This is a genomic window from Streptodolium elevatio, from assembly GCF_040649515.1.
GTDB classification, from domain to species: domain Bacteria; phylum Actinomycetota; class Actinomycetes; order Streptomycetales; family Streptomycetaceae; genus Yinghuangia; species Yinghuangia elevatio.
Map to the genome: position 1 here is coordinate 71,308 of NZ_JBEZFP010000014.1, position 12,595 is coordinate 83,902.

General features: G+C 70.7%; 12 protein-coding genes and 1 pseudogene. 8 read left to right on the forward strand and 5 right to left on the reverse strand.

Annotation, left to right across the window (positions count from 1 at the left end; genetic code table 11):
- Nucleotides 1–597 (forward strand): TetR/AcrR family transcriptional regulator, encoded by a 597-nt coding sequence (locus tag AB0C36_RS08185; RefSeq protein ID WP_358351006.1) that lies wholly within the window; start codon nt 1–3, stop codon nt 595–597.
- Between the two features lie 174 nt (nt 598–771).
- Nucleotides 772–1,524, forward strand: a complete 753-nt coding sequence (locus tag AB0C36_RS08190) for a FadR/GntR family transcriptional regulator (RefSeq protein WP_358351008.1) — start codon at nt 772–774, stop codon at nt 1,522–1,524.
- 8 nt (nt 1,525–1,532) lie between these two features.
- On the opposite strand, the gene AB0C36_RS08195 is transcribed toward AB0C36_RS08190, so the two are convergent.
- Nucleotides 1,533–2,411, reverse strand: coding sequence for a cyclase family protein (locus AB0C36_RS08195; protein ID WP_358351011.1), 879 nt, complete (start codon nt 2,409–2,411; stop codon nt 1,533–1,535).
- 274 nt (nt 2,412–2,685) lie between these two features.
- Between AB0C36_RS08195 and AB0C36_RS08200 the strand changes: the two genes are divergently transcribed.
- The 4 genes from AB0C36_RS08200 (at nt 2,686) to AB0C36_RS08215 (ending at nt 7,110) form a co-directional block, all read left to right on the forward strand.
- On the forward strand, nt 2,686–3,828 hold the full coding sequence (locus AB0C36_RS08200) for a thiolase family protein (protein WP_358351013.1): 1,143 nt from the start codon (nt 2,686–2,688) through the stop codon (nt 3,826–3,828).
- A 3-nt stretch (nt 3,829–3,831) separates the two neighbouring features.
- Nucleotides 3,832–4,242, forward strand: coding sequence for a Zn-ribbon domain-containing OB-fold protein (locus AB0C36_RS08205; protein WP_358351016.1), 411 nt, complete (start codon nt 3,832–3,834; stop codon nt 4,240–4,242).
- Nucleotides 4,239–5,804: an AMP-binding protein gene (locus AB0C36_RS08210; protein ID WP_358351018.1), complete on the forward strand. Its 1,566-nt coding sequence runs from the start codon at nt 4,239–4,241 to the stop codon at nt 5,802–5,804. Before AB0C36_RS08205 ends, AB0C36_RS08210 begins: the two co-directional genes overlap by 4 nt.
- A 175-nt stretch (nt 5,805–5,979) precedes the next feature.
- Nucleotides 5,980–7,110 (forward strand): SMP-30/gluconolactonase/LRE family protein, encoded by a 1,131-nt coding sequence (locus AB0C36_RS08215; RefSeq protein ID WP_358351021.1) that lies wholly within the window; start codon nt 5,980–5,982, stop codon nt 7,108–7,110.
- A gap of 152 nt (nt 7,111–7,262) precedes the next feature.
- On the opposite strand, the gene AB0C36_RS08220 is transcribed toward AB0C36_RS08215, so the two are convergent.
- Nucleotides 7,263–7,841, reverse strand: coding sequence for a hypothetical protein (locus AB0C36_RS08220; RefSeq protein ID WP_358351024.1), 579 nt, complete (start codon nt 7,839–7,841; stop codon nt 7,263–7,265).
- A 148-nt stretch (nt 7,842–7,989) separates the two neighbouring features.
- Here AB0C36_RS08220 and AB0C36_RS08225 point away from each other — a divergent pair, with 148 nt between their 5' ends.
- Nucleotides 7,990–8,865 (forward strand): DUF4253 domain-containing protein, encoded by an 876-nt coding sequence (locus tag AB0C36_RS08225; RefSeq protein WP_358351026.1) that lies wholly within the window; start codon nt 7,990–7,992, stop codon nt 8,863–8,865.
- Between the two features lie 39 nt (nt 8,866–8,904).
- Here the strand turns inward: AB0C36_RS08225 and AB0C36_RS08230 are convergent, their stop codons facing one another.
- From AB0C36_RS08230 to AB0C36_RS08240, 3 genes are all read right to left on the reverse strand, one after another.
- Nucleotides 8,905–11,001, reverse strand: a complete 2,097-nt coding sequence (locus tag AB0C36_RS08230) for an ATP-binding SpoIIE family protein phosphatase (protein ID WP_358351028.1) — start codon at nt 10,999–11,001, stop codon at nt 8,905–8,907.
- A 339-nt stretch (nt 11,002–11,340) separates the two neighbouring features.
- Complete coding sequence (locus AB0C36_RS08235) at nt 11,341–11,562, reverse strand: helix-turn-helix domain-containing protein (RefSeq protein WP_358351031.1); 222 nt, start codon at nt 11,560–11,562, stop codon at nt 11,341–11,343.
- Nucleotides 11,562–12,053: a DUF2975 domain-containing protein gene (locus AB0C36_RS08240; RefSeq protein ID WP_358351034.1), complete on the reverse strand. Its 492-nt coding sequence runs from the start codon at nt 12,051–12,053 to the stop codon at nt 11,562–11,564. The genes AB0C36_RS08235 and AB0C36_RS08240 overlap by 1 nt, the downstream gene beginning before the upstream one ends.
- Nucleotides 12,054–12,205: 152 nt before the next feature.
- Here AB0C36_RS08240 and AB0C36_RS08245 point away from each other — a divergent pair.
- Nucleotides 12,206–12,474, forward strand: a pseudogene (locus AB0C36_RS08245) (phage tail sheath family protein); the annotation flags it as partial.
- Nucleotides 12,475–12,595 lie beyond the last annotated feature (121 nt).

Here is a 12,595-nt window from a genome sequence, read left to right on the forward strand (position 1 = left end):
TTGTCCGGTTCACCGCGGTCCGACGACATCCGCGCGGCGGCCCTCGACCTGTTCACCAGGTTCGGCTACGAGGCGACGACGATGGCCGACATCGGCGCCGCCATCGGCGTGCGGGGGCCGAGCCTCTACAAGCACGTCGCCTCGAAGCAGGAACTGCTGGTCCAGATCACCCGCCGGACCATGGACGAACTGCTCGCCCAGCACCGCGCGGCCGTCGCCACGACGGAGGATCCGGCGGAACGGCTCCGGCGCGCCACCGAGACCCATGTGCGCTACCACGCCCGGCACCGGCTCGAGGCCTTCGTCGGCAACCGCGAACTGCGCAGCCTCCAGGAGCCGTTCCGTGCGGAGGTGCTCGCCCGGCGGGCGGAGTACGAGGCGTGCTTCCGCGACCTGGTCTCGGCCGGCGTGGCCGCCGGCCGGTTCCGGGTCGTGTCCGCGAGACTGGCCTCGTACGCCATCCTGGACCTGGGCATGGGCGTCGCCGTGTGGTTCCGTGAGGACGGCGAGATCGGCGAGGACGCCGTGGTCTGGGAGTACGGCGAGCTGGCGTTGCGCATCGTCGGTGCGGACACGACTGCTCCTGGCGTGGGATAAGTACCCTCATTTTCGCCACGATCGACCGCATCCTGCGATGCCTTCCTTGCATTCGTCTACCATGAGCGATGAAAGAGTGCGCTGTATCCAGGCATCCCGATACGAGGTATCGAGGTTCCGGGCATCGGGCGCGACTCCCGCCGGAGACGACTTCACGACGGATAGGGCCTGTCCATGACAAGCGCTGCAAGGGCGACTCGGCACACGCCGGAAGGCGGCAGCCCGCAGCGGCTCGCCGAAACGGTGGCGGCGATGATCGAGAAGGACATCCTGGAGGCGGGCTGGCGTACCGGATCGGTCCTCGGCTCCGAGCGGGACCTGATCGAACGGTACGGCGTCAGCCGGGCCGTGTTCCGCGAGGCCGTGCGGCTCGTGGAACACCACCAGATGGCCCGCATGCGGCGCGGTCCCGGCGGCGGCCTGGTGGTCACCGAGCCCGACCCGGGCATCGTCCGCGACGCCGCGCGCGTCTACCTGCGGCATGCGGCGGTCAACCGGCGGCAGATGTTCGAGGCGAGGATGGCCCTCGAACTGGCCGGGGTCACCGCCGCGGCCGAGAAGCTGACCGAGGCGGGGATCGCCCGCCTGACCGAATCCCTGGACACCGAGCGGGAGTTGATCGAGCGCGGCGTGACCCTGGGGCACGCGCGGAACCTGCACAGCGTGATCGCCGAACTCGCCGGAAATCCGGCGATCACGCTCTTCGTCGAGGTGCTGACGCAGTTGGACCAGGACATGGTGCAGCAGACCTGGGCGTCCGGCGGCCAACCGGACGAGGAGCAGCACGACAGCGCGGTGCGGTCGCACGAGGCCCACCGGGCGATCGTCGAGGCGATCGTGGCCGGCGACGCCCCGCTCGCACAGCACCGCATGCGCAGGCACTTGCAGGCGATCGCGGCCCTGCTCCCGGACGCCTCGGCCGAGTAGAACGGCGGTCAGGCCACCGCGATCGGACGCAGCGGCGATCCGCTGCCGCCGCGGATGGTGAGCGGCAGCCCCACGAAGAGGAAGCTGGATACCCCGTCGGCCGCCAGGCCCTCGCAGTTGACCCACTCCATGATGTGGATCCCGTTCTCGTACAGCAGGAACAGGTGCACGGGGAACTCGTTGCCGGGGACCGTCGACGGCCGCACCTCGAATGACAGCGTGTCGGCGCCGACGTAGCGGGCGCCCTGCGCGACGAGCCATTGCGCGCCGTCCAGGGCGACGCCGCTGCCGTCGCTGAGCTTGCGGATGCGCCTGATGTCCGGCCAGAACTTCATCTGCCCGGTTCGGACGAGCACGATGTCGCCGTCCTGGATCGTCACGTCGGCGGCCTCCGCGGCCGCCCGCAGGTGCTCCTCGCCGACCGCGAAGCCGGGTGGCAGGATCTCCAGGCCGAGCACGGGCGGGATGTCGAGCAGTACTCCTCTGCCGATGACGGGGGCCAGTTCCGAGGCGTCGCCGCGCTCGGCGCCGAACGTCCCGAGGGCGTCGTTCGCCGAGACGCCGCCGTGCCACTCGTCGTTCTCGCCGCACGTGATGTGGCAGAGCGCGTCGATGTGCGTGCCGGTGTGCAGGCCTCCCGACACGAACTCGGAGACGTAGCCGACCTGGACCTCGTTCTCCGCCGTCTTGTCGAAGGGGAACTGCCCGGTGGCGCGCTGGTTGTGCGGGGAGTTGTAGGTGATCACCTCGAAGCGCGGGTAGCCCTCGAAGCTGGGCATGTGCCGCCACCAGCCGGAGGACAGGTCGTACACCGCACCCCGCGTCGGGATGCCGAGGCTGCGGAGGATGTCGTCGGCATCGTGGCGCGGCGGGTTCGGCGTGTTCATGGAGACGTCCCTTTCGCGAGTCGCTGGAGGGCGGCCGCGACGCCGCCGCGGTCCCGCGCGGCAGCCGACCCGCCCCAGAAACAGTGTACTCATTGTGCATTTCATGGTCCAGGTGCCGGTCGGAATGCCAGAAGTAGCGCCTTTGAACAGCCTGTTGTTCCACAACCATTGAACCCTCGGAGATAAAGAGGATACTCTTTAGCGCGTCATCCGACTTGGCGCGCCATCCGGCGGAGGCCGTCGCGCCGGACAGCGACCACACGAGGAGGCTCCCTTGCCGAAGGACATCGGGCGTGCCCTGCAGAGCGTCGCCGTCGTCGGCGCCCACAACACGCCGCAGGCACGTACGCTGCCCGGGCAGACGTCCTGGTCGGTCACGCTCGACGCGGCGCAGGGGGCCCTGCGGCAGGCCGGGCTCGCCATGCGGGACGTGGACGGCTTCAACGTCACCGTCGGTCTCGACGCCGACGCCGGCAGCGCCTTCGCCTATGACGTGGGGGCCACCGGCTTCTGGCTCGGGCGGGAGATGGACGGCGTGCAGGCCGTCCTGGAGGCCGCCCTCGCCGTCGCGTCCGGCGAGTGCGCCGTGGCACTGATCGCCAGCGGACAGGCCTCCCTCTACACCGACCGCGACTCGACCGCGCCGTGGACCCGGCCGACGAACGAGTTCATCGAGACGTGGGGCCTGCACACGGCGGTCGAATGGGCGCTGCCCGCCCAGCGCTACATGCACGAGTTCGGGGTCAAGCCCGAGGACCTCGCGCACATCCCGGCGACCATCCGGAACTACGGCGCGGTGAACCCGAACGCCGTATACCACGGGCGCGGGCCGTTCACCCCAGACGACATCCTCGCGTCCCGCATGGTCGCCTCGCCGTACCGGCTCCTCGACTGCGCGACGACCTCCGAAGGGGGCAGCGCGGTGGTGCTCACCACGATGGAACGCGCCCGCGATCTACCGGTGGCACCCATCCGGCTGCTGGGCGGCGGACGCGAGGAGTGGGGGCCGACGTACGTCAATCCGCCGACGTACGAGCGGACCGGCATGGTCGGGCGGCGGGCCGCCGACGCCGCGTTCGCGCAGGCCGGCATCGGCCGCGACGACGTGGACGTGTTCGAGGTGTACGACAACTTCACCTACGAAGTCGTGCGCTACTTCGAGGCGTACGGCTACTGCGCACCCGGCGAAGGCGCACAACTGCTGTCCCCCGAGAACATCCGCCTCGACGGCCGGTTCCCCACCTGCACCGACGGCGGCCTCATGTCGCATTCCCACACCGGCTATTCGCAGCTGACCCAGAAAGTCGTGCGTGCCGTGCAGCAGCTGCGCGGCGAAGCGAACGTGAACCAGGTCGCCGGCGCGAAGGTCGCGCTGGCGAACTGGCCCAAGGGTCTCCTGCTCATGACTTCGGAGTGAACCGTGACCATCAGCACGCCAAGCAGGCCGGTCCCCCGGCCGACGAAGCTCTCCGAACCGTTCTGGCGGGCCTGCGCCGAGGGGAAACTCCTCTACCAGCAGTGCTCCGACTGCGGCGGGGCGGTGTTCAAACCCCAGGCCTTCTGTTCGCACTGCCTGTCGACCCGCCTTTCCTGGCACGAGAGTTCCGGCCGCGGAGTGGTCAACACCTTCTCGGTGGTGTGGCGACCGCAGACGCCCGCGTTCGAAGTCCCGTACGTCGTCGCCGTCGTCGAACTCGAGGAGGGCTACCAGATGATCAGCAACGTCGTGGACTGCGACGTCGACGCCGTGCACTGCGGCATGCCCGTCACCGTGACCTTCCGCCCGATCGAACAAGACGTGGTGCTCCCCTTCTTCGAGCCGTCCCGATGAGCGGGATGACCTTCGCGGAGCTGACCCCGACGGCCTTCGCCGCGCGCGCCGCCAAGGTGTACGCCGACCGGCTCGCCGTCGTCGACCGCGAAATGCACTACTCCTACGCGGAGTTCTGGGACCGCGCGCAGCGGCTCGCCGGCCTGCTGGCGGACCACGGGGTCAGGCCCGGCGACCGGGTCGCGGTCATCGCGCCGAACACCCATGTTCTGCTGGAGGCCCATCACGGAGTGCCGCTCGCCGGGGCGGTGCTGGTGGCGCTCAACACCCGGCTGGCGCCGGCCGAGGTCGCGTACATCCTCGGCCACTGCCGGGCGCGCGTGGTGATCGTCGACGCGTCGTGCCGGGACCTGCTCGACGAGGCCTTGCGGCACAGCATGGTGCAGCCGATCGTCGTCAACTGCGGGCAGCCGCACGACGAATACGAGTCGCAGTTGGCCGGCGCCGCGCGCCTGGCGGTCACCGTGACCGACGAACGGTCGCTGCTGTCGATCAACTACACCAGCGGAACGACAGGGCGGCCGAAGGGCGTCATGTACCACCACCGCGGCGCGTACCTCCAGGCCCTGGCGATGGCGTACCACGCCCGCCTGGACCCGTCTTCGCGCTACCTGTGGACCCTGCCGATGTTCCACACGAACGGCTGGTGCTTCCCGTGGGCGGTGACCGCCGCCGGAGCGGTCCACCATTGCCTGCGCAAGGTGAACCCGGCGGACATCTGGCACGCCATCCGCCACGACGGTGTGACCCATTTCTGTGCGGCACCCGTCGTGCTGGGCATGCTGGCCGACGATCCCGCGGCGACGGCACCCGTGCCCCACCCGGTCCAGGTGTTCGTCGGCGGCGCGCCGCCCCGGTCGGCGCTGCTCGCCAGGCTGCGCGCGCTCGGCATCGAGATGCGCCATCTCTACGGGCTCACCGAGACGTTCGGGCCCGCGGTCGTGTGCGAATGGCAGCCGGAGTGGCGGGATCTGCCGGACGAGCGGCGCACCGCACTCGTCGTCCGGCAGGGCATCGCCAACGTGGTGGGCGAACCACTGCGCGTCGTCGACTCGGCGGGCAAGGACGTACCGGCCGACGGAGCCACCACCGGGGAGATCGTCCTGCGCGGCAACAACCTGATGCTCGGCTACTACCGCGACGGCGAGGCGACCGCCACCGCGGTCACCGCCGACGGCTGGTTCCGCTCGGGAGACATCGGCGTCATGCATCCGGACGGGTACGTCGAACTACGGGACCGCGCCAAGGACGTCATCATCTCCGGCGGCGAGAACATCGCCTCCGTCGAGGTGGAGAACACGCTCGCCGAGCACCCCGCCGTGCTGGACACGGCCGTGGTCGGCGCACCGCACCCCAATTGGGGCGAGGTCCCCGTCGCGTACGTGACCCTCCGGCCCGACGCGGCCATCGGGGAGGCCGAGTTGGTGGCCTTCGTCCGCGCGAGGATCGCCCGGTTCAAGGCACCGCACCGGGTGATCTTCGGCGAGCTGCCGAGGACTTCGACCGGAAAGATCCAGAAGGCCCTGCTGCGGCAGCGGGCCTTCGGCATCGTGCTCGAGTAGCCGCCCTCGGGGGGGACGGACGGGCACGGGCAGGTCTGCCGCATTCACCACAGCACCGCGATCACGATCACGACCACCGACAGCACGGTCGGCGTGCGCTTCCGCATGCACCTCACACCGGGCCGAGACGGCCCTCCCCACGCGGCGCCGACTCGGAGCACCACCGGGAGGAACCATGATCAAGAGGACCAGACGGCTCACCTTGGCCGCCGCTCTGCTGGCCGCCCTGGCCGTCGGCGGTGCCGCCGTCGTGCCGACCGCGACCGCCGATCCCGGCGGGGCTGTCGGGGGATCCGGGGACAGCGGCTCCGTCGAGTACGCCGACTACGCCGGTGACACCGGTTATGCCGGTCCCGCCGCACCGGCCTCCGGAGGCGGCCACGGTACGCCGCCCGTGATCCGGGCCGAACTCGTCTCCAAGGTCGCCCCGCTGGACCCGCCGTCGCCGTTCGGCCACCTGACCGTGCTGGAGGGACCGGCCTTCGGACCCGACGGCAGGCTGTACTTCGTCAACCTCACCGGCGCGCCGGGGCAGCCGAAGATCCTCAAGTTCGACCTGCCCACCAAGGCCGTCACACCCGTCCACGCGGACGCCACGAGCGGCTACTCGTCGCTCCAGTTCAGCCCCGCGGACGGCAAGATCTACGCCACCGACTTCCACAACGGGGAGATCGACCGCCTCAACCCCGACGGGAGCGGGTTCGAGACCGTCTTCGCCGGCCCGGTGGCGGGCCGGCCGATGGTGCCCGACGACATCGCCTTCGACAAGGCCGGGAACATGTACATCACGGACTACCACGGCACGCCCTGGAGTCCGACGGGCCGGGTCGTACGCCTCGACGCCGACGGCACCGACCCGATCGTCCTGCAGGACGGCCTGTCCGGCCCCAACGGCATCACCTTCACCCCGGACTTCACCGGCGTGTGGGTGAGCGAGTACAGCCTCGGCCGCGAGAACCACTTCGCGCTGGCACCGGACGGCAAGAGCTTCACCGACGGCCGGGTGGGCATGTCGGCGAACATCGGCCTCCACGGCTTCGACTCCAACACTGTCGACGCGGCCGGCAACGTCTACCAGGTGGTGATCGGCACCGACAAGATCCTCGTCTGGAACCAGAAGGGCGACCTGATCGCCACCGTCGTCGTGCCGTACCCGCAGAACGGGAAGCGACTCGTCAGCAACCTGGCGATCAAGCCGGGCACGAACACCGCGTACGTCACCGTCGGCGGCGACGACGGAGGCTACATCTACAGGTTCCGCACCCTCGCCCCGGGCATCCCCCAGTCCAACGGCGGAGGCGCCTGAGACACCGTCGCGCCCGCCCTGGCACCAACGACCAACACCCTTTGCCAGGGCGGCGCTTCGGCGCCGCGGACCCCTGTGCGCGGGCGACAGCTGCCCTCAGGCTCACCGTCGCGCGCCCACACTCGGGCATCCGGATCGCGCCGTCGTGGGGGCTACCGGCCGGCCAACGCGGCCGCGAACCCGGCCACCGCCTCGAAGTCGCCGTCCTGCAGGCCGCGTTCCCGGTCGACGCGGTGCAGCAGTGCGAGCCCTCCGTGATGAGTCCGCACGTACGCCTCGTCCAGATCGGTGATCTCGTCGTCGAGCCACACGAACGGACGGCCCGCGGCGTGCGCGACCAGATGCACGGTCTTCCAGAACTCGCCGCCAGGGCCGGGCGTACGTTGCGCGGCGGCCCCACCCGCGCGGTAGTCCGGCACGTCCGGCCACGTGATGACCGCCAACTGCGGCAGCCCCAACACGGGCGCGATGAACTCGTTCGCGTCCTTGCCCCAGGCCGTCGCCCACACCAACTCGAACACGTCCTCGAAGGCGGCCAGCCGCGGACCGTGGTCGGGGTTGAGCAGGACCCGCAAGGGCTCGACCGAGGAGCGCGGCTTCCCCGGGTGCTGCACGACCCAACTCTCCGGCTTCATCCGATGCGCGGTGAATCCCGCCGGGGTGTGCCGGGAATCGGAGACATACGGGTTGAGCGGGCCGTCGACGTCAATGTAGAGCGCAGGCCGGGTCACAGTGGACTCCTCTCCACAAAGCAACAAACCGCAACAGCCAGCACCCCCCAGAATCACACGTCCGCAGCACTCCCCCGTCGATATTGGCAGGAGCCGACATTGGGGTGGTGGGGGTGGGGGGTTTGGGTTTGCGGGCTACGTTGTGCGTATGGGTATGTCCATTTCGGAACTGCAGCGGCTCTTCGGCGTGCCCGGCGTCGGCCTGCCGGAGTCACCAGGCGGCCCGGGCGCTTTTGGTGGGCCGGAAGTCCCGTCCCTCCCGGTGCTGCGCGAGGCCGCGAAGGCGGTGGACGGGTCACCGGTGTACGTCGGGGAGGTCGCCGGTACGGACGCCTTCCGCCTGTGGAGCCGGCTGCGCGGTCTGCACGACCGCACCGGATGGTGGCCGGTCCTTGCCGGGGAGCCGGAGGCCCTGGACCGGGTGCTCGTCGGCCTGGAGCGCGGCTTCGCGCCGACGCTCGCCGGGCCGGACGGCACGTCGCCGGACGGGCGTGCGCTGCTCGACGGCTGGGCCCGCGAGTCCGTGCGCTTCCTGCCCTCCCCCGCCGCTCCTGCTGATTCCGGTGCCGGGGCATCCTCCGCCGGGCCGGACGTCCCCCGGGTCCTGCGTCGCCTCACCGAGCACGTCGCCGACCAGGTCGACCTCGATCTCGTCGGCGGCCTGCACGTGTCGGCGCTGGGACAGGAACGGACGGTGCTGTGCCTGGTGCAGGCGCCTTCGGGTGCCGACGTACCGACCCTGCTGAACTGGCTCGGGGCTTGCAACTACGACATCACCGGTCCCGAACATACCGCTGTGCTCAGGCACTTCGAGCGGCGGTACGGCGCCGAACTGGTGACCCTGGAAACGGCGGTGCTGGAGGTTCTGGTGACCCGTCGCCCCCGTACGCCGGAGACGGTGGCAACCGCCGCCGTGGAGCACTACGCGTACTGCAACGACATCGTTCACCAGGGCGTCGGGACCATCGAGGAGCTGATAAGCGGTCAGCTGCGAAGCGGTTCCTGGTACTTCTGGTGGGACTGAGCGCGGCGCGCGCGGAATCGGGGCGGATTCGCGTTGGAGTCAATCGGGGTCGAAGGCCGCCAGGAGGGCGTCCGCCGACAGTTCCGCGGACAGGGGGGCCGCGGCGGGTTGGGGCGTGGTGGACTGTTCGGCCCAGATGGTCTTGCCGGCGCGGTGGTACCGGCTGCCCCAGCGGTTGGTGAGCTGGGCGACGAGGAAGAGGCCTCGACCTCCCTCGTCCGTGTCGCGGGCGCGGCGCAGCCGGGGCTGGGTGTTGCTGGGGTCGGAGACCTCGCAGACGAGTGTTCCGCCGCGGATCAGCCGCAGTCCCACCGGGCCGCCCGCGTACCGGATGGCATTGGTGACCAGTTCGCTGACGACGAGCTCGGTGGTGTAGGCGAGTTCGTCCAGGCCCCATTCGGTGAGTTTGGCGGTGACCAGCGCGCGGGCGTGCGCGACCTCCCCCAGGTCGGCGGGCAGTTCCCAGGCGGCCACGGCGTCGTCGGGGATGCATTCGGTACGCGCCAGCAGCAGCGCGACGTCGTCGTCCCGCGGCGGGTCGAGCCGGCCCAGGACGACGGCGCCGATGGCGCCCAGCGGTCGCCTCCGGTTCTCCGCCACGACCGCCGCGAACTCGCTCATGCGCGCCGTGAGATCGCGGTCCCGGCGCTCCACCAGCCCGTCGGTGTAGAACGCGAGCAGAGATGACGGCGGCAGATCGATCTCGAAGGACTCGAACGGCATGCCGCCGACGCCCAGCGGCGGCCCCGGCGTCAGGTCCACGAACTGCGGTTCCGTGTCCGGCCGCAGAACGAGTGGCGGCGGGTGGCCGGCGCTCGCGACGGTGCAGGTGCAGCTGACCGGGTCGTACACCGCGTACTGGAACGTCGCGCCCAGGGCCGCGAGTTCGGCGGTCGAGTCGTCCGGGTCGTGCTCGGGCCAGTAGCTGATCACCAAGTCGTCCAGATGGCCGATGAGTTCGTCGGGCTCCAGGTCGAGGTCGGCCAGGGTCTGCACGGCGGTCCGCAGCCGGGCCATCGCGGCGGTCGCGCCCAGCCCGTGTCCGACGACGTCGCCGACGACGAACGCGGTGCGCATCGAGGACAGCGGGATGACGTCGAACCAGTCTCCCCCGACTCCGGCCTCGCCCTCGGCGGGACGGTACGTGCCCGCCGTCTCCGCGGCCGGGGTGCGATTCGCCAGCCTGGGCAGCAGCGAGCGCTGCAGGGCCACGGCGGTGCGGTGTTCGCGCGTGTAGCGGCGGGCGTTGTCGACGCTGAGGGCGGCGCGCGAGGCGATCTCGGCGAGCAGCGCGGCATCGCGTTCGTCGAAGGCGGGCCGGCCGCCGGTACGCCAGACCGTGATGCTGCCCAGCAGCAGCCCGCGTACCAGCAGTGTCGCGACCATGGACGAGGTGGCCGCGGCCGGGATGATGGTGTCCAGCGTCGCCGCATCGAGCCTGAGGGACGTGCGCAGGTACGCCATGTCGGTGGCGCGTACCGGAATCCCCTCGGCGAGCGGCCCCAGCATCGGGCTCTCCGGGAACGGCGGCAGCCGGTCGCCGACGTCCAGCATCGGCGCGGGCCACGTGGTGCCGGGCCGGGCGGCGACCGCCGCGCGCCGGAACTCGACCTCGTCCGTCCGGCGCGGCTCGTCGCCGTGGAGGACGGATTCGGCCAGGTCGACCGAGGCGAGGTCCGCGAAGTCCGGCACGAGGACGTCGACGAACGCCCGGGCCGCCTCGCCCAGGTCCAGCGTCGCGCCGATGTCCACCGCGGCGGTGTGCGCCAGAGCCTGGTGACCCTGGCCCCGGGCGTCCGAGAGCCGCGGGTCGCCGGCGGCGCGGCCGACGGGCAGCAGCAGGATCAGGCGGGCGCTGGGGACCAGGTTGGAGTGCCCCGGGCCGTGGTCGGACAGCGGCGTCGTCAGCGAGCGCGCGTGCACCGGCCCGGCGGTCCCGGGAATCCGGACGCGCGCCCCGGGGCCGCGCCGGGGGATCTCGCGCAGCGCCGCGGCGGCTTCCGGGGCCAGCGGGTCGCCCAACTGACGCCGGGCGGCCGGGCTGCACATCAGGACGCGGCCGTCCGCGTCCAGCAGTACGGCCGCGAGATCCGGCGGGATCCCGTCGTCGGGCCGGGCGGCGCGTGCTGCGGGCATGTGTGCCCCGCCTTGTCTCCCCGAGACGGGCAGGATTCGCTACCTATTGTCCCGCGGACAGGGCCCCGCCTGCTACCAGGGCTCTGGACGTGTTGACGCACACGCTGCGGTGCCCTTGCGGGCAGGTGGCGGTGTCCGCGGATCGGGCCGCGGAGGGATGGACGGGGGCGGGCTCGGTCCAGGTGGCAGCTGCTGGTGTGGATCCAGGTGCAGGTGCGGGAGCAGCGGGATCGTTGAGTGCCACGGGAGCCGTCCATGCGCGAACTCGCCGGCGGCAACATCCGCGCGATAGCCATGACCGCCGACCTGTGGGTCGACTGACACATCGGCAGCCACGGTTCATTCGCCCGCGCCGTCCTCGGTCTCCCAGCGCAGCAGGTCGCCCGGCTGGCATTCGAGCACCTCGCAGAGCGCGGCGAGCGTCGTGAAGCGCACCGCCTTTGCGCGGCCGTTCTTGAGTACCGCAAGGTTGGCGGGCGTGATCCCCACGCGGTCCGCGAGGTCGCCCACGGACATCTTCCGCTTGGCGAGCATCACGTCGATGTCGACGACGATCGGCATCAGATGACCTCGTCCAACTCGGCCTGCATCCGCACCGCTTCGCCGTCGCGAGCGACGGCCTGGGCGAGCAGCATCCGCAGCACTAGCACGATGAGCGCGACCCCCAGGATGGCCACGCCGACCCCGGCCATGATGACGGTGACGCCTGGGTCCTCCCGCTGGCCCGGCGCATTGATGCCCGTGACCGTGAACCACACGAGGGCAGCCGCGACGATGGCGCCGATCACGATGTCCACGTACCGGAAAGCCGCGTGGGAGAACACGGTTCCGCGTCGCACCATCGACACCAGCCGCCATACGCAGACCACGGCAACCTGGACCGCCATCATGCCCAGGACCGTGACCACGCGCAGCGGGGTCAGCGGCAGCGACCCGTCCTCCGGGTCGTTCCCGGTGACCAACGCCCAGACCATCCCGGCCTGCACGAAGAAGGTACCGACGAGCATCATCGCGAGCACGGCACGCAACGCACCCACGGTCAGCTTTCCCATGGCTCACCCTTCCATCGACCAACGATGGAAATCTATCGAATATCGATACCCCAGACAAGCACCGAAACAGCCCCGGCCACCAGCCCCACGCCACGGCACGCCGCGGGGAGAGTTCTCCCATCACCGGAGGGTCCGCAACGGCACGCAACAGGTGGTTCTTCGAGCCGAACGACGACGCGCTGTGGCCCGCGTCCCGCGCACGATGTCCGCGTTCCTGGTCAACGAGTGGCGCAGGGGCGCGTTGTTCGGGCTCACCCCCGACGAGGCGTTCTGCGTCAAGTGCGACCGCAAGACGAACCCGCCGGAGAGCATCGACGCCGGGCAGGTCGTCTGCGAGATCGGGGTCTGCCCCGGTGAAGCCCGCCGAGTTCGGGTCTTCCGCCTCGCCCAACTGTCCGGCGGCACCGGAGGGATCGACAAGTGGCAGAACGACCGAGCGGCGCAGTGCCCAACTGGACGTGAGGCCGAACAGCGCCGGATGACCAGGCCGGGACACGACCAAGCGAAGGAGACGGGCAAAATGCCACTTCCCGACCTCGACA